At 36.2% G+C, this 16,097-nt stretch carries 16 protein-coding genes and 1 pseudogene; 12 read left to right on the top strand and 5 right to left on the bottom strand.

Annotated elements, in window-relative coordinates; genetic code table 11:
- From R3333_RS05845 to R3333_RS05855, 3 genes and pseudogenes are all read right to left on the bottom strand, one after another.
- Positions 1–278, bottom strand: a pseudogene (locus R3333_RS05845) (hypothetical protein); the annotation flags it as partial.
- A 44-nt stretch (positions 279–322) separates the two neighbouring features.
- On the bottom strand, positions 323–1,087 hold the full coding sequence (locus tag R3333_RS05850) for an exodeoxyribonuclease III (protein ID WP_318957852.1): 765 nt from the start codon (positions 1,085–1,087) through the stop codon (positions 323–325).
- Between the two features lie 119 nt (positions 1,088–1,206).
- The gene (locus R3333_RS05855; protein ID WP_318957853.1) at positions 1,207–1,893 is read right to left on the bottom strand and encodes a response regulator transcription factor; all 687 of its coding nucleotides are present in this window, start codon (positions 1,891–1,893) and stop codon (positions 1,207–1,209) included.
- Positions 1,894–2,157: 264 nt separating this feature from the next.
- Between R3333_RS05855 and R3333_RS05860 the strand changes: the two genes are divergently transcribed.
- From R3333_RS05860 to queA, 7 genes are all read left to right on the top strand, one after another.
- Entirely contained in the window at positions 2,158–3,498 is a 1,341-nt protein-coding gene (locus tag R3333_RS05860) for a hypothetical protein (protein ID WP_318957854.1), read from the top strand.
- 317 nt (positions 3,499–3,815) lie between these two features.
- Positions 3,816–6,719 (top strand): TonB-dependent receptor, encoded by a 2,904-nt coding sequence (locus tag R3333_RS05865; RefSeq protein WP_318957855.1) that lies wholly within the window; start codon positions 3,816–3,818, stop codon positions 6,717–6,719.
- 168 nt (positions 6,720–6,887) lie between these two features.
- Entirely contained in the window at positions 6,888–7,781 is an 894-nt protein-coding gene (locus R3333_RS05870; RefSeq protein ID WP_318957856.1) for a cell division protein FtsX, read from the top strand.
- A gap of 9 nt (positions 7,782–7,790) precedes the next feature.
- On the top strand, positions 7,791–8,048 hold the full coding sequence (locus R3333_RS05875; RefSeq protein WP_318957857.1) for a DUF3098 domain-containing protein: 258 nt from the start codon (positions 7,791–7,793) through the stop codon (positions 8,046–8,048).
- A 12-nt stretch (positions 8,049–8,060) separates the two neighbouring features.
- Positions 8,061–8,873, top strand: coding sequence for an undecaprenyl-diphosphatase UppP (gene uppP / locus R3333_RS05880; RefSeq protein ID WP_318957858.1), 813 nt, complete (start codon positions 8,061–8,063; stop codon positions 8,871–8,873).
- A complete protein-coding gene (gene truB / locus R3333_RS05885; protein WP_318957859.1) occupies positions 8,873–9,574 on the top strand; it encodes a tRNA pseudouridine(55) synthase TruB in 702 nt (233 codons plus the stop codon). Before uppP ends, truB begins: the two co-directional genes overlap by 1 nt.
- 178 nt (positions 9,575–9,752) lie before the next feature.
- Positions 9,753–10,802 (top strand): tRNA preQ1(34) S-adenosylmethionine ribosyltransferase-isomerase QueA, encoded by a 1,050-nt coding sequence (gene queA / locus R3333_RS05890; RefSeq protein ID WP_318957860.1) that lies wholly within the window; start codon positions 9,753–9,755, stop codon positions 10,800–10,802.
- Between the two features lie 61 nt (positions 10,803–10,863).
- On the opposite strand, the gene R3333_RS05895 is transcribed toward queA, so the two are convergent.
- A complete protein-coding gene (locus R3333_RS05895; protein WP_318957861.1) occupies positions 10,864–11,475 on the bottom strand; it encodes a hypothetical protein in 612 nt (203 codons plus the stop codon).
- 181 nt (positions 11,476–11,656) lie between these two features.
- Here R3333_RS05895 and R3333_RS05900 point away from each other — a divergent pair, with 181 nt between their 5' ends.
- From R3333_RS05900 to R3333_RS05915, 4 genes are all read left to right on the top strand, one after another.
- Positions 11,657–12,376 (top strand): NYN domain-containing protein, encoded by a 720-nt coding sequence (locus R3333_RS05900; protein ID WP_318957862.1) that lies wholly within the window; start codon positions 11,657–11,659, stop codon positions 12,374–12,376.
- Between the two features lie 278 nt (positions 12,377–12,654).
- Complete coding sequence (locus R3333_RS05905; RefSeq protein ID WP_318957863.1) at positions 12,655–13,290, top strand: hypothetical protein; 636 nt, start codon at positions 12,655–12,657, stop codon at positions 13,288–13,290.
- Positions 13,291–13,370: 80 nt separating this feature from the next.
- Entirely contained in the window at positions 13,371–14,153 is a 783-nt protein-coding gene (locus tag R3333_RS05910) for a hypothetical protein (RefSeq protein ID WP_318957864.1), read from the top strand.
- Positions 14,154–14,169: 16 nt separating this feature from the next.
- Positions 14,170–14,505: a MerR family transcriptional regulator gene (locus tag R3333_RS05915; protein WP_318957865.1), complete on the top strand. Its 336-nt coding sequence runs from the start codon at positions 14,170–14,172 to the stop codon at positions 14,503–14,505.
- Positions 14,506–14,515: 10 nt separating this feature from the next.
- On the opposite strand, the gene R3333_RS05920 is transcribed toward R3333_RS05915, so the two are convergent.
- On the bottom strand, positions 14,516–14,839 hold the full coding sequence (locus tag R3333_RS05920) for a hypothetical protein (protein WP_318957866.1): 324 nt from the start codon (positions 14,837–14,839) through the stop codon (positions 14,516–14,518).
- 227 nt (positions 14,840–15,066) lie between these two features.
- Between R3333_RS05920 and R3333_RS05925 the strand changes: the two genes are divergently transcribed.
- Positions 15,067–16,097: aldehyde dehydrogenase family protein (locus tag R3333_RS05925; protein WP_318957867.1), on the top strand; the 1,031-nt coding region annotated here is incomplete at its 3' end.

The following is a 16,097-nucleotide window of genomic DNA, read 5'->3' on the forward strand; positions in this document are numbered from 1 at the left end:
ATCCACACATCAAATGAGGCGTAAGTAAGTATTTGCTTTTCTTGGGTATAGGCACCGCCCAGTGCAATTTGCGACCAATTTAAGCTGTCTTTTTGATAAGGGTCTGTTTTGAAACTTAAAAACCCAGCTACCCCCACTGCTAAGCGAGTTTCTGGTTGATAGTATACGATAGGAAGTCCAACAATCTTTATCTTTTGCTTCAAGGTGTCGGTTTGACCAAAACTAATGAAGCACGAAAGAAGCATAACCACTACTATTATATGCCTTCCGTGCTTCATAAACATGCGTTATTCTATATACGTTTAAATTGGCAGATTGGATCTTAATCCTCCAATTCAACCAAGACAGGACAATGGTCTGATCCCATAATTTCATTTAAAATTTGAGCTTTCTTAACACGCGGCATCAAGCTTTCTGATACTAAAAAGTAATCTATTCTCCAGCCTACGTTCTTTGCTCTTGCTCCGCCACGGTAGCTCCACCAAGAATACTTTATTTGTTCTGGATTCAATGCTCTAAAAGTATCTACCAATCCATTGCTGGTAAAGGCATCCATTCCGTCAATTTCTTTTTGCGTAAAACCAGCACTTTTATCGTAGTTCTGCTTGGGTCTTGCTAAATCTATTTCTTTATGCGCCACATTAAAATCACCACAAATAACTACTGGTTTCTTAGCCTCTAATTCCTTTACATAATTCAACAAAGCCTCGTCCCAAGTAGTTCTATAATCTAAACGAGAAAGGTCATTTTTAGAATTAGGAACGTATACCGTAACTACATAGTAATCTTTGTATTCTGCACAAGTAACTCTTCCCTCTTGATCGTGTTCTTCAATTTTTAAATCAAAATCTACAGAAAGAGGCTTTTCTTTCGACATAATTGCCGTTCCTGAATATCCCTTCTTAACTGCAGAATTAGAGTAAATATGGTAATCCTTAAAATCAGCTAATGCTTCTGCTACCTGATCATCCTGTGCTTTGGTTTCTTGTAAACACAATATGTCTGGGTTCATTATTTCTACATCGCGTGCAAAATCTTTTTTTAAGATGGCACGAATTCCATTTACGTTAAAAGATACTATTCTCATGGGCATAAAAATAGAAAATCTATAGGTCATGCCTATGTAGAAGTAAGAAGAATACAATAAAAAAAGGTCTGACAAATAATATTGCCAGACCTTCACAACTGTCGTTCTATGTTTTTCAATTAAGCCATTGCTGGTTTTTCATAGGTATACCCTACTCCTTTAATGGTTCTTATGGTTTGATCCCCTATCTTCTCTCTTAGTTTTCGTATGTGTACATCTATGGTTCTTTCTCCTACTACAGTATCATTCCCCCAAACTTTGTCTAAAATTCGATCTCTGGTAAACACCTTTCCAGGAGCTGACAATAGGAGCTCAATTAATTCAAATTCTTTCTTAGGTAAAAGCACATCTTCACCGTTGTTCACCAATACAAAACGTTCTTTATCTATATAGTGAACTTGGTTTCCGTTTTTAGGTGATCCCGATTGGAAGCTAGATCTCCTCAATAATGCTTCAATTCTAGAAAGTAATAATCTTGGGCGAATTGGTTTGGTTATATAATCATCTGCACCGGCATCAAAACCTGCAATCTGTGAATAATCTTCTGCCCTTGAAGTAAGCATAGCAATTACTGGTTGGTTGATTTCTTCTATATCTCTAATGGTTTGGCAAACTTCTATGCCATCCATTCCTGGCATCATTACATCTAGTAAGACTAAATCCGGCTTTACTTTTTTAACGAGTTCAACCCCGCTAATACCGTCATTTGCCTTGTGTACATTGTACCCCCCTTTTTCTAGGTTGTACTCGAGCATACTAAGTATATCTTGTTCGTCGTCTACTAATACAATTTTCTTAGCTGTCATTTCTTCTGGTGTTTGCCACAAAATTACCCTATAGACATCAAGCTAACTTTTCGATGAGGTTAAGCTATGTTTAACAAATACACCTCAATATTAAGTTAATATTAACAAACAATTTCAGCATGAATTCCACACAAAAAAACTTCTAAAACACCTGTATTTACTGGGGTTAACTATTTCGTAACATTACTTTAAATAACTAATAAAACTCGGGTTACCTCACAGTAACAGTGTTGCCTCATCTTTGCACCGAAATAAATAATTAAAATGAAAAAGAAAACACAAATCGTAGGAATGGCATTAGTTGCAGGGGCACTAACATTAGGAACCGTTTCATGTAAGGAAAAAGGTTGTATGGATGAAACTGCCATCAACTATAATGAAGACGCAGATAAGGATGACGGATCATGTGAATACGCATCTGATGAGTCTGAAGTAAAGAAGTCAGGAGAAATTTCGTCTGACGAAACTTGGACAGCTGATAAGGTATACATCTTAGAAGGTCGAGTATTTGTTTCTGCAGGAGCAACATTAACGATTGAACCAGGAACAATTATCAAAGGAGCTGAAGGAACAGGAAACAACGCATCTGCTTTAATCATTGCAAAAGGAGCTAAAATTGATGCTCAAGGAACAGCTGCAAAGCCAATCATCTTCACATCAGTTTTAGACAATATCGAAATCGGACAAACTTCTGGAAATAACTTAGACGAAAAAGACACTGGAAAATGGGGTGGAGTTATCGTTTTAGGAGCGGCACCAACATCTGCTGAAAACGGAGATACAGAAACTCAAATCGAAGGTATTCCAGCAACAGAAACATACGGTGCATTCGGAGGATCTGACGCTGCTGATAACTCAGGGGTTATGACTTACATCTCTATCCGTCATGGTGGAGCTTTAATCGGAGCTGGTAACGAAATCAACGGATTAACTTTAGGTGGTGTTGGTAACGGAACTACTATCAACAATATCGAGGTAATGTCTAACTTAGATGACGGTATCGAATTCTTTGGAGGAACAGTAAACATCGATAACGCTATCGTTGGATTCCAAGGAGATGATGGTATTGATATCGACATGAACTACTCTGGTACAGTAAACAACTTCTTCGTAATTGGAGGAACTGATTCTGATGAAGGTTTAGAAATTGACGGACCAGAAGGATCAACATACACAGACGGAATGTTTACCTTGAAAAATGGTACTGTAATTACAGCTGTAGGTGCAGGATCTGGATCTGATCTTAAATCTAAAGCGCAGGGTACATTAGAAAATGTTGTTTTCTCAGGATACGCTACAAATGCTGCTAAATTCAGAACTTCATTCTCTGACGCTGGTAACTGTACAGTTAAAACAGATGCATTCACTCACTTAACAGTTGATGGTAAATTAGTATTCACAAATGTTGAAGTAGTTGGTGCTTCAAATGTTGATAACGCAATTTCAGTATACACAGGAACGGATGGAGCTGATGCATGTGTGACTTCAGTTGAAGAAATCGCTGCAGAAACTGCTGCTAATCCTTCTATCGTTACCACTGCAACAGTTGGAGGTGATGCATCAGCATTCTCTTGGACTTGGGCAGCTGAGAAAGGTAAACTTTAATTCGACAGACCGAATTATATAGAGTATATAAAAATAGAAAAGCGCTTACTTCGGTAGGCGCTTTTTTTATGAAAAAAACTACCTCATCAAAGGTCCAAAAAACAGCTGTATCCACCATGAATAAAGGGCTTAACACAGGCTTAACATTACTTTAAAACACTAATAAAACACAGATCACCTCACAGTAACAATGTTAGCTGATCTTTGCAGCGCATTTAGGTCCAAACACAAATTGAATCAAGTACTTAAGTGCAAACAAAACAAATAGAAAAAGTCAGTTGCCTGAACAACAATTGATCAATTAGAATTTAAAGGTTATGAAAAATTTATTATTCTTAGGTATCACATTTTGCTTGTTAACCTTAACGAGTTTTGCCCAAGAGAAAGGAACAATTACAGGTTTCGTTACCGATGCAAAAACTGGTGCAGGAATTGAATTCATTGCTAAAGTTTCTCCAGAGGGAATGAACATTGGAGCAACTACCGGAATTGACGGTGAGTACGCATTAAGACTTGATCCTGGAACTTACACTATTGTCTTTTATGAAAAGGCTGAATATCAAGACCATTCAGAAGAGGTAGTAGTCGAAGCAGGAAAAGTAGTTGAATTAAACGTTGCGTTAACACCCATTACTGGTTTAGAAGAAATTACAATTGTAGCAGAAAAATTAAACGCCACATCTATTGCCGCTGGATTAGAAGCAAAGCAAAAGGCAAAAGCTACTACAGAGGTAATGACCAGCGATGCCATTCAAAAAACTCCTGCTAACAACGTAGCAGATGCCGTACAACAAATACCTGGAATCTCTATCGTTGATGGAAAAGATGTATTTGTAAGAGGTTTAGGAGATAGATATACGAAAACTGTTTTAAACAGTATGGAGATTCCTGGATTGGACCCAGACAAAAACTCTGTACAGATGGATATCTTCCCAACAAGCGTTGTAGACAACATTACAGTATTTAAAACCTTTACACCAGATTTACAAGGTGACTTTACAGGTGGTGTAGTAAACATCAAAACAAAAGATTTTCAGGAAAAAGCTACTTTCCAAATTAAAGCTGGTTTAGGATACAACACTGAGGCTTCTTTACGCAATGATTTCTTATTGTATCAAGGAGGTAAATTAGACTTCTTAGGATTTGATGATGGAACACGTAAATTACCTGTTAGTCCTTACGCTAAATTTCCAGACCCTACTCAAAACGACCCAAGATTAAATACAATGACATCTCAGTTCTCTGGAACGATGGCTGCTTCACAAATGTTCTCCGGATTGAACAACAACTTTGGTTTGGTATTAGGAAACAGTCGTGATAGTGTGTTTAATAGAAAGAACTTGAAGTACGGATATAACTTCGTTGCCAACTACAGAAACAACTACAGATTTGTTGAAGAGGTAATCTTTAACGAATACAGAAAAGATCAAGACAAAAGCATCAACCAAATCTACAGAGATAGAGAAAGTAGAGGATCTATGGGTGAGCAAGAAGTAACATGGTCTGCATTATTCGGTCAAACTTTAAAGGTTAAAAACGGATCATCATTCTCATTAACAGCATTTCACACACAAAGTGGATTATCACAAGCTGCACACTTGATTCAAGAAAACTTTGAGTCAAACCCTGGTATATTGGACAAAAATGGTTTACAGTACACACAACGTTCTGTTTCTAACTTAAACTTCTCTGCTAAACAGCAATTGAACAAATGGAACATTAACTGGAAAGTTTCTCCAACTTACTCATCTATTCAAGACCCTGATGTTCGTTCTACAGCATTAGAAGTTGAAGACGACGGAAACGGAGGGAGACGATACGCACTGAACCAAGCAGTTGGAGCTGAGATTAAAAGAACATTTAGATCTTTAAGTGAATACAATATTTCTGCGCGTTATGATATGGATAGAGACCTTGTAATTCGTAAGAAAAACGGAGACTCCATTGTATCTAACTTAAAAGTGGGTGCAATGAACACCTACAAGAACAGAACATTTGATGTTTACGATTACATTTTCTTAGTGGAGAATGCAACTGAATACAGCGGAAATCCAGATGATTACTTTTTACCAGAAAACATTTGGAGCACAGAAACAGATCAAGGAACTTACGCAAAAGGTGAACGCGAATTGGCAAACTCTTTCCAAGCTTCTCAAAATGTAGCTGCAGTATACGGTATGCACGTATTGCCGCTAACAAATCGTTTGGAATTTGTTTATGGAGCTAGAATTGAAAAAGCAGATAACTACTACACAGGACAAAACTCTTCAAACACGATCAATTACAGAAATGAAAAAGTGTTGGATGAATTAAATGTATTGCCTTCATTAAATGTAAAGTATAGATTATCTCACCCAGATAGCACAAAAGTTAAAATGAATTTAAGAGCTGCTCTTTCTCAAACTTTGGCAAGACCATCGTTTAAAGAAAAGTCTATCTCTCAAATCTATGACCCCATCCAAGGTAGACGTTACAACGGTAATATCGATCTGATTCAAACAGATATTTACAATGCAGACATCCGTTGGGAAGCTTACCTACCAAATGCACAGGTGTATTCGGTAAGTGCTTTCTACAAGAAATTTATCAATCCTATTGAAATCGTTTCTTTCGATGTTGCTCCAAGTGAAGTGAAACCTATCAATGCTGGTCAAGCTGATATCTTCGGGTTTGAATTCGAAGTAAGACAAAGAATTACAAACTTTAACTCTTCAGACACTGCAAGTAAATCTTTATACTTCGGATTGAACGCTACATACGTTAACTCGAGAATCGATATGTCAAAAGTATTGATTGATAAAGGAAACGAAACTGTTACAGAAAAACAGATTCGAGAAGAAAATGCAAGAGACGGTGAGGTTATTGGACAATACAGATCTATGTCTGGACAATCTCCTTTCATCATCAACTCTTACTTAAACTATGTAAATCGTCCGTTAGGATTGGATATTAACATCAACTACAACGTACAAGGAGAAAGATTATCAGTAGTAGGTATTGGACGTTTACCAAATGTCTACGAAAAGCCTTTCCATTCGTTAAACTTTAAAATCTCTAAGAAGTTTGGAGAAGAGCAGAATTGGAAAGCAAGTATTTCAGCACAGAACTTGTTGAATCAAAAGCGCCAAAGAGTTTATCAATCATACATGTCAGATTCTCAAATCTACGATTCATTCTACAGAGGAATGAGCTTCTCAGGATCTGTAACATTTACCTTCTAAATAATATTAAAAAAGCTATCCGTTCAAATAGCGATATCTAAGAAGAGAAAACGCTGTTCATATCATTTGGGCAGTGTTTTCTTATTTTTTAGACTTATTAAAAGGTAGTAGCTGAAAACTGTAACTCGCTTCAAAAGCAGGTAAACAACTTTTAATTATATTCGTGCCATGGCAAAAGGCATAGAAAAATACAACAAGAGAGGATTGCAGACCAGCTACGTTTCTGTAATCGTTGGAATATCTCTTGTACTTTTTATGCTAGGTATGGTAATCGGAACCTATTTGTGGTTCGAGAACCTACAAAATGCTTCCAAGGAAAACATAGAGATCGATTTGTTTTTCGACCCTTCTTTGAATAATTCTGACATTAAATTCATAGAGCAAGACTTAAAGAAATTTGATCAAATCAAAGAGGCTTGGTTTGTTTCTCCAGATAGAGCATTAGAAGTTTTTAATGATGGGAATTCAGCGGAAATCAATGCCATTAAGGAAATTTACGAAGGCGAGAGTCCTCTTCCTCCTTCCATCACTTTTCATCCTAAGGCAAGTATTGCTACTCCAGAAGCAATCAAAGCTTTAAAGACGGAGCTATTGGCAGCTTATCCAAACAAGATTACCGAAATCAACTACAACGAACAAGAATTGGAAAATGTAAACCTCGGTTTTTTAAAAGCAATTTATGTATTTGCCATTTTAGCCTTCTTGCTCATCATCGTTGCATTTGCCATTATTAATAATACCATCCGACTTTCATTATACAGCAAAAGATTTACAATAAAAACCATGCAATTGGTAGGTGCCAAACCGCGTTTTATTCGCCGCCCCTTTTTATGGCATTCCATACTGCAAGGAATTATCTCTGCTGTTTTGGGAATGGCCCTATTAACGGGAGCCTTTTTTGTGATTGAAAGCTATTTCTTTAGCATAGATATAGACTACACCTTAACCAACCTCGGAATTTTATTCGGGTCATTACTTGCCCTAGGGAGCGTCATAAGTATTTTATCTACTTGGTTTGCTCTTAACAAATATTTGCGCAAGAAACTCGATGATTTATATTAATTTAGTACCATGGAATCAAAAGACAGTAACAACAGATTCGTTTTTGCCAAAGAAAACTACATCTACTTAATAGCAGGAGTTGTATTAAATTTCATCGGATTCTACCTTATGCAAGGTGGAGGAGTTGAAGACCCTAACGACTTCAACGCTGAAGAATTATTCTCAGAAGTACGTTTAACTGTTGCTCCCATTTTAATCGTTTTGGGGTACGCTGTAATCATCTGGGGTATTATGAAAAAACCTCGTAATTCAGATTCTACAAAATAACATACTCCTTACATGGATATTTTAGATGCTATCATCCTTGGATTGATCCAAGGATTAACAGAATTTTTGCCCGTCTCTAGTAGTGGGCATATTTTTTTAGGTCAAGTAATGATGCAAAAGTTTTCTGAAGAACCTTTGCTATTCACTATCGTTCTACACTTGGCAACAGCACTGAGTACAGTGGTTATCTTTTGGAAAGACATTGTTTCCATCTTCAAGGGATTATTTCAATTTAAAAATAACGCAGAGACGAAGTTTTCTTGGTACATCATCCTTTCAATGATACCTGCAGGAATCGTAGGTCTAACGTTGGATGATATGATAGATTCTATCACTCAAAAAGACAATCAATACTTTGGGTTAATTATCGTTGGAATTTGTTTACTATTTACTGCAGCACTTTTATACTTTACGGAAAAGAGCAAAACACAAACCAAGGAACTCAATGCTAAAAATGCTTTTGTCATTGGTATTGCTCAAGCCATAGCAGTATTGCCTGGTATTTCTCGTTCTGGTTCTACCATTGCAACAGGAATCTTATTAGGAGTAAATCGCGAAAAAATGGCGCGTTTCTCATTTTTAATGGTGCTCCCACTTATCCTTGGTGCCATGCTCAAAAAAGGAAAAGATTACATGGATGCCGGAGGAGAGAATACAATCGAAACTTTACCTCTACTTGTAGGTTTCATCGTTGCTTTCTTTACAGGATTAGTTGCGTGTAAATGGATGATTGCCTTGGTGAAAAAGGCTAAATTGACTTCCTTTGCAATTTATTGTGCTGCAGCAGGAGTTGTAGCCATTACATATTCTCTATTTTTCGTTTAATGGATTTTAAAGCAGGTGAAGTATTATTGGTGGACAAACCTTTGGAATGGACATCATTTGATGTGGTAAATAAATTGCGTTGGAAACTACGTAAGAAATACAACCAGAAAAAATTTAAAGTAGGTCATGCCGGTACCTTAGACCCATTGGCTACAGGACTTTTAATTATTTGCACGGGGAAGGCTACTAAAATGAGTCAAGAACTCATGGCAGATGACAAGACCTACACAGGGACCATACTTTTAGGAAAAACTACACCTAGTTTTGATTTAGAAACGGAATACGATCAGGAATTTCCAACCGAACACATTACTGAGGAATTACTAGAAGAAGTTAGACAAAGTTTTTTGGGTGAACAATTGCAAACTCCCCCCGTATTTTCCGCTAAAAAAATTGACGGTAAACGCGCCTATGAAAGTGCTCGAAAAGGGGTAGAGATAAAGATGCGTAAAAACCTCATTAACATTAGCTCTTTTCGTATAGACAGCAGCAGATTCCCCGAAATTGATTTTGAAATTTCTTGTTCTAAAGGAACCTATATTAGGTCAATTGCAAGTGATTTTGGAAAAAAATTAGATAGCGGAGGAACTTTAACCGCGCTACGACGTACAAAATCTGGAGACTTCTCAATTGACACAGCCAAGACAGTTGATCAATGGCTTGAAATTATTGAAGAAACAGAAGTATCTGCTACAGAATAAATTTATTAACTTTGTAGCCCTCTTCACGGTAGGGAAAGGACCATAAATTATTATTTATCACAGCTTTACTCCCCAAAAGTAGATTTGGTGTTGAATTCTAATTATGCCCCTAAAGAAGAAGAAAACGCAAGTATTTTTAATTATCGCACCGTAATGCGAGTAAAAATTAGTTTAACACATGAAATTATCAGAGTTCAATTTTGAATTACCAGAAGAATTAATTGCTGAATACCCAAGCAAAAACAGAGATGAAGCACGATTAATGGTTGTGCATAGAGATACTGGTAAAATAGAACATAAACTTTTCAAAGATGTAATTGATTACTTCGATGAAGGGGATGTAATGATAAGAAACAATACCAAGGTATTTCCAGCTCGTATGTACGGGAACAAAGAAAAAACTGGAGCTAAAATTGAGGTTTTCTTATTGAGAGAATTGAACAGAGAAAGCTTGTTGTGGGATGTATTAGTTGACCCAGCAAGAAAAATCAGAATTGGTAACAAATTATACTTCGGAGAAGACGAATCACTAGTTGCCGAAGTTATAGACAATACAACATCGAGAGGTAGAACTTTACGTTTCCTATTTGACGGTACTTACGAAGAATTTAAAGCTAAGATTACTGAATTAGGTGAAACTCCACTTCCAAAATACATCAAAAGAGAAGTTGAAGAAGAGGATGAAGAAAGATACCAAACTATTTACGCTTCTGAAGAGGGAGCTGTAGCTGCACCAACTGCAGGATTACACTTCTCTAAAAACTTATTGAAGCGCTTAGAGATCAAAGGAATTGATTTCGCTGAAATCACTTTACACGTAGGTTTAGGAACATTTAGACCTGTTGAAGTAGAGGATTTAACGAAACACAAAATGGATTCTGAGCAAGTTACAATTACACAGAAATGTGCTGATAAAGTAAACGAAGCGAAGAAAAACAAAAAGAAAGTGATTGCGATTGGTACTACATCTATGCGTGCTATTGAGTCATCAGTTTCTACAGAAAGCTTGTTGAAACCATTTGATGGATGGACAAACAAGTTTATCTTCCCTCCATACGAGTTCAGTATTGCAGATGCAATGATTACGAACTTGCACACACCTTCTTCAACATTGTTAATGATGGTATCTGCTTACATGGGACACGAATTAATGATGGAAGCTTACCAAGAAGCGATTAAAGAAAAATACAAATTCTACTCTTACGGTGACGCAATGTTAATCTTGTAAGAAAGCTGAAATATTAGAAAGGCGGTTTATATTAAACCGCCTTTTTTATTGGCAAAATTTTCTATCCTCCTGCCGTTGAAGCGATAATTGCTGCAATGATTCCCGCACCAATTATCGTAATGTTCACAATGCGATTATTACTTCCTTTAGCTTCTGCCAATTCTCTATTCTTTCTTTCTTCCTTGATATACTCAATATGAGAAGCAATTGAATCATTGGCAACGGGTAATGTTGTACTATCCATCACTACAGCAAGTCCACGCATAAACTGTCTGAGTTTTGTTTTTCTCTTCACTCGCATTTCCTTTGCGTCGTACAAAGTATCCGCTAGAATTCTTGACTTTTCTACGTTAAATATGTCTTCACCGAATTCAACATTCACCAAAGCATTCGCCCCCAATTTATGGGCTTCATATTTTAGGTTGTTAATGAGTTGATCTACTGAATACCACTCGTTACCTACAACTTCTATATGTGCTATTTTGTTGTACTCAGGTACATTTTGTTCTTTCTTAAAAAAGAGTGGAATCTCTGTATTATTGGGTAAAGGTTGCCGTTGTTCTGTTACAACAATCACCGTTTTTTCTACAGGCGCTGGAGCATAATGATCTGGATTTATACAAGAACCCATTAACAAAATGCTTGTTAACACGAGGGTGGTTAATTTTTTCATGGTTAAACTTAAGGATGATGGCTGAAATTACTTATTATCATTCAGATATCCAATCCTATACATTACATAATCATTCCACTTAGGAGCATACACCTTCACACAATCCTGAATAAAATTCAAGGGAAGTGTAAAACCAACTTACTATCAAAATCTTGTTATCTTTAGAGGAGACCGAAAAAATATGAGAAAAGAAATCAAACTTGCCGTTTTAATTGATGGTGATAATATACCTTCAAAATACATTAAGGAAATGATGGAGGAAGTATCTAAATATGGTAGTCCAACCGTAAAAAGAATTTATGGAGATTGGACCAAGCCACAGCTTTCGAAATGGAAAAATGTACTCTTAGAAAACGCCATCAATCCTATACAACAATACAGTTATACACAAGGAAAAAATGCTACCGATTCAGCCATGATTATAGATGCCATGGACATTTTGTACTCCGAAAAAGTAGATGGTTTTTGCTTGGCTTCATCAGACTCTGACTTTACTAAATTGGCAACTCGATTACGAGAAGCCGGGTTATTGGTGTATGGTATTGGTGAAAAGAAAACACCAGAACCATTTATCGTAGCGTGTGATAAATTCATCTACTTAGAAATACTCCATAAACAAGAAGACGATAATGACAATAAATCGAAAACTAACATCGACAAGATTACACCTAAGGTGGTACGTTTATTAAAATCAACCGTTGCCGATACCGCGGATGATGATGGTTGGGCATTTATGGGTGATGTAGGAAGTTTATTATTGAAGAAACAATCTAATTTTGACCCTAGGAATTTCGGGTACGAAAAATTGACGCCCTTGTTTGAAGGATTGAAGGGATTTGAGATAGAAAGAAGGGTGCAGGAGAATAGTAGGTTTAAGTTGGTTTATGTGAAAAATAAGTAAGGGTATTGATTCACCGCAATTTTGCCAAGTTCTTGGTTAAGAGCCAAAAACTTCATAACTTTTAGGTATAATCAACCTAAATTACTATGAACTTATCTGAATTTTATAGCAGGTACAACGATGAGCAAAATTGTATCCAATTTTTAAAGAAACATCTCGAAAAAACTATATCATGCTGTCCAAAATGCACTTCTAAAAAAATTTGCTGGAAAACAAATTTTGTAGGTTGGAGATGTAACCGTTGCTCTGCAAGAATTTCTATGAAAAGTATTAGTTTCATGCGCGACAGCAATTTAACTTTTGCCGAATGGATGGAAATCATATACTTAGTCTTAAATGGAAAGAAAACTAGATCAATTTCTGAAATCTTACGATTATCAAAGCAAACAAGACATGATACTGTATCCTATGCAGTAAAGAAAATAAGGCAAGAACTAAGTAAAAATAACATCAAAAAGTCATCACATTTAAATGATCTACTCTTATTTGATCATCAAAGCGATGAAGTTGGAACAAACTCCTTGGACTCACCTGGTATTCCAATTTCATTGGTTCTTTATATCCAAAAATCACCAAACAATAGAAAAGACAATATTCAGGTAGAGCTTTATGGGAAATACAAGATTGAAGCCTTGAAGCTCAAAGTTAGCAGATTCATATCTACTAACTATAGACATAAAAAACTCTGTCACATTAAAATAAAGACGGAAAAATCACCTTCAATTCCTTCGAAAATCAATCGCAACTGGAAACGAAAAATTCAAGAAAACTTAATAAAGAATATCAAGGGTTTGCATCACAATGTTTCAATACTATTTATTCAAGGAATACTTAATGAATACTGTTTCAAATACAACCATAGACATTCAAATATTGATAGAATGAATGAATTCATGAGAATTTGTACCATATAATCCTGGCAGGATTGCGGTGAGTCACGAAAATTATAAAATCAAAATCGAATATTCACTACCTTTACCACAAACACTCCCCCATGAAACGTATTCATCTTTTCGAATTTGAGGATTTTAAAGCTTTTCCCAACTTTCTTCGCAATAGTATGACGAATTATCTCGAGGCTTTTCACCGTGTCATTCAAACAAAAATTGACCTTAGCCTTGTGATTAAGAAAGCTCTCAATATTTCTAATGCTTCTCATATTCAAGACTTGTGTTCTGGAGCAGGAGGACCTATGCCTGATGTATTGCATGAACTTAAAAAAGAATCTAGCTTTAAAAATTTGGAGTTAACACTTACCGATCTATATCCTAACCAGCAAGCCATTCAAAAATTTAAAGGGGTTGCTGATATCAACTATCAATCCTCTCCGGTAAATGCAGTGGAGAATACTAAAAAGGAAGACACCTTGGTAACCATGATATGTAGCATGCACCACATGCCTCCAAAAATTGCTAAAGAAATATTACTGAATGCTCAAACTAACAAACAAAGCATCTGCGTATACGAAATCAGCGACAATGGCTTTCCTAAATTCTTATTCCCAATCAACTTCATCATCGGAATCATTATGCCCTTTTTTGTTACTCCCATGGTGAAAAAATTAACTTGGCACCAAATTCTATTCACTTATTTTATTCCCATCCTTCCCCTACTTATTTCATGGGATGGAACAGTAAGTAATGTAAGAACTTACACCAAAGCAGATTGGTTAGAATTAATGGGTGAACACATGCAAGACGACTACGTCTGGGAAATTGAAACGATAGGAGATAAAATGAAAAAAATCTATGTTTTAGGTTATCCAAAGCCGAACTAATACTACTTTTATAACGATGAAGGTAAATGAGGCAAATCTTAAAAAACTTTACTACTCCATCGGGGAAGTGGCAGAAATGTTTGAGGTAAATACTTCACTTATCCGTTTTTGGGAAAAAGAATTTACTGTTATAAAACCCAAAAAAAATAAAAAGGGGAACCGACTTTTTACCCCCAAAGACATCTCCAACTTCAATAAAATTTATCACCTTGTTAAAGAGCAAGGACATACTTTAGATGGTGCTCGTAAAGCAATCAAAGAAAAAGAGAGTGTGTACAGTGAAAAGGATTTAGTGATTGATAAATTAGAGAGCATCAAAACAGCACTCATAAAATTAAAAGAAGGAAAGTAAAACAGTAAGATTAAGCTGCTTTCACTTGTCCCCCTAAATTCAAACCTGATACCAGTTCTGTTAAATAAGTATTCATCTCTTCTAAATACTGTTTTTGCTGTGGGTGCATATTCATCAACTTTTCCAACAGGGCTTTATAATCTGAGATTTTCGTTTTCGTTTCCTCTATGTTTTGTGTATCACTATTACTAGCATGTAGGGTAAGATTAATGTCTTGCGACAACTTTACAATACGCAAACCACTTTCATTGTAAACACTTGAATTAGAGATTTTATACCCGTATTTCCAAGCCGTAATGCAAAGCTTTTTTGCAGTTTCAAAAATATGTGTCATTTCATTTAATTTTGATTTAAAACTAAGCAATACATGACCAGCTATTTAAGCACCACGTTAACCTTGATGATTTGGTGAAATTTTATTTACACCTCCTTCACCCTGTAGTAACTTTTCAATAATCTTTCAAAAGAAATCAAACTACTAGCGCTGCTCCATTTCTATTTCACAGAAGCACCCGAAAATTCACGAGAAAATAGTAATTTTAGAGTCCAATTTTTACATGCATGGAGAAATTACAGAACTTTGTAAATGGTGAGTACACAAACTCATCTAGCAATCAATATATAGACAACTACGAACCAGCAACAGGGAAAGTTTATTCCCTTATTCCAGATTCTAACGCAGCAGATGTTGAAGAAGCAGTAAAAGCGGCAGAAGCTGCCTTTCCTATTTGGTCTAACATGAGCAAAGAAGAAAGAGGTGACATCCTTATGAAAGTGAGTACTGGTATTGAAAAATACATGGACGAATTTGTTGCGGCTGAAAGTAGAGATAACGGTAAGCCAGTTAAGTTGGCGGGACATGTAGATATCCCTCGTGCTGTTTCTAACTTCAAATTCTTTGCTACAGCAATTCAACATTACGCTTCAGAATCGCACTACATGGAAGGCGTAGGTGTTAATTATACTGTGCGTAAACCATTAGGAATTGTAGGATGTATTTCTCCATGGAACTTGCCTTTATATTTGTTCTCTTGGAAAATTGCTCCAGCTTTAGCGGCAGGTAACTGTGTTATCGCTAAACCATCAGAAATTACTCCTTACACCGCATATTTGTTAGGTAAGGTTTTAAAGGAGTCTGGCATGCCTGCAGGTGTATTAAATATATTGCACGGTTACGGTCATACCGTAGGAGATGCCATGGTTAGACATCCAAAAATTAAAGCCATTAGCTTTACGGGAGGTACAAAAACTGGACAAACGATTGCAAGTATTGCAGCTCCAATGTTTAAAAAGCTTTCTTTGGAATTAGGTGGTAAAAACCCGAACATCATTTTTGCTGATTGCGATTTTGATGATATGTTAAGTACTACGGTACGTTCTAGTTTTGCCAACCAAGGTCAAATTTGTTTATGTGGTTCTAGAATATTTGTGGAGCGCAGTATTTACGATAAGTTTAAAACTGCCTTCGTAGAAAAAGTGAAGAATTCGAAAGTTTCTAATCCTACAGATCCAAAAGCACATTTAGGTGCATTGGTGAGTAAACCGCACATGGAAAAAGTGCTTTCTTATGTTGAACTTGCCAAAGAAGAAGG

Source organism: Lishizhenia sp. (assembly GCF_033720595.1).
Lineage (GTDB): Bacteria > Bacteroidota > Bacteroidia > Flavobacteriales_D > Crocinitomicaceae > Lishizhenia.

What these genes read in the sequence shown, in the direction of transcription:
- R3333_RS05900 (WP_318957862.1), top strand. Translation starts at nt 11,657, where the DNA reads ATGAGAAAAGAAATCAAACTTGCCGTTTTAATTGATGGTGATAATATA.
- R3333_RS05905 (WP_318957863.1), top strand. Translation starts at nt 12,655, where the DNA reads ATGCGCGACAGCAATTTAACTTTTGCCGAATGGATGGAAATCATATAC.
- R3333_RS05855 (WP_318957853.1), bottom strand. Translation starts at nt 1,893, where the DNA reads ATGACAGCTAAGAAAATTGTATTAGTAGACGACGAACAAGATATACTT.
- queA (WP_318957860.1), top strand. Translation starts at nt 9,753, where the DNA reads ATGAAATTATCAGAGTTCAATTTTGAATTACCAGAAGAATTAATTGCT.
- R3333_RS05910 (WP_318957864.1), top strand. Translation starts at nt 13,371, where the DNA reads ATGAAACGTATTCATCTTTTCGAATTTGAGGATTTTAAAGCTTTTCCC.
- R3333_RS05865 (WP_318957855.1), top strand. Translation starts at nt 3,816, where the DNA reads ATGAAAAATTTATTATTCTTAGGTATCACATTTTGCTTGTTAACCTTA.
- R3333_RS05915 (WP_318957865.1), top strand. Translation starts at nt 14,170, where the DNA reads ATGAAGGTAAATGAGGCAAATCTTAAAAAACTTTACTACTCCATCGGG.
- R3333_RS05875 (WP_318957857.1), top strand. Translation starts at nt 7,791, where the DNA reads ATGGAATCAAAAGACAGTAACAACAGATTCGTTTTTGCCAAAGAAAAC.
- uppP (WP_318957858.1), top strand. Translation starts at nt 8,061, where the DNA reads ATGGATATTTTAGATGCTATCATCCTTGGATTGATCCAAGGATTAACA.
- R3333_RS05895 (WP_318957861.1), bottom strand. Translation starts at nt 11,475, where the DNA reads ATGAAAAAATTAACCACCCTCGTGTTAACAAGCATTTTGTTAATGGGT.
- R3333_RS05860 (WP_318957854.1), top strand. Translation starts at nt 2,158, where the DNA reads ATGAAAAAGAAAACACAAATCGTAGGAATGGCATTAGTTGCAGGGGCA.
- R3333_RS05870 (WP_318957856.1), top strand. Translation starts at nt 6,888, where the DNA reads ATGGCAAAAGGCATAGAAAAATACAACAAGAGAGGATTGCAGACCAGC.
- R3333_RS05920 (WP_318957866.1), bottom strand. Translation starts at nt 14,839, where the DNA reads ATGACACATATTTTTGAAACTGCAAAAAAGCTTTGCATTACGGCTTGG.
- R3333_RS05850 (WP_318957852.1), bottom strand. Translation starts at nt 1,087, where the DNA reads ATGAGAATAGTATCTTTTAACGTAAATGGAATTCGTGCCATCTTAAAA.
- truB (WP_318957859.1), top strand. Translation starts at nt 8,873, where the DNA reads ATGGATTTTAAAGCAGGTGAAGTATTATTGGTGGACAAACCTTTGGAA.